Origin of the sequence: Mesorhizobium sp. M6A.T.Cr.TU.017.01.1.1, from assembly GCF_004023115.1 — a bacterium.
Taxonomy (GTDB): domain Bacteria; phylum Pseudomonadota; class Alphaproteobacteria; order Rhizobiales; family Rhizobiaceae; genus Mesorhizobium; species Mesorhizobium mediterraneum.
The window spans coordinates 1-409 of the sequence record NZ_RZTA01000309.1; the positions used below are offsets into that span (position 1 = coordinate 1).

Below are 409 nucleotides of genomic sequence, written 5' to 3' on the forward strand. Positions count from 1 at the left end.
GGGTCTGTCGACCGATGTCTGCGTGCCGATTTCGCGCTTTGCCGAATGCGTCACCGAGACCGAAGCCGACATCGCCGAGATGGGCCTGATCGCACCGATCGTCGGCCATGCCGGCGACGGCAATTTCCATGTGCTGGTGCTGATGGATGTGGACGATCCCAAGGAGATCGCGCTGTCGGAAAAGTTCGTCGCGCGGCTCAACATGCGGGCGATCGCCATGGACGGCACCTGCACCGGCGAGCACGGAATCGGCCAGGGCAAGATCGGCTTCCTGCGCCACGAACTCGGCCACGGCGTCGACATCATGCGCACCATCAAGCAGGCGCTCGATCCGCTTGATATCATGAACCCGGGCAAGATCCTGCCGGGAATGGACTAACGGGCCGTCTCCGCTGCGGCCTACTTGTCC

General features: G+C 63.3%; 1 protein-coding gene. It reads left to right on the plus strand.

Features of this window, described 5'->3' with window-relative positions; translation table 11 throughout:
* On the plus strand, positions 1 to 379 hold a 379-nt coding region (locus tag EOB36_RS34130; RefSeq protein WP_281035509.1), incomplete at its 5' end, for an FAD-linked oxidase C-terminal domain-containing protein.
* Positions 380 to 409: the final 30 nt, after the last annotated feature.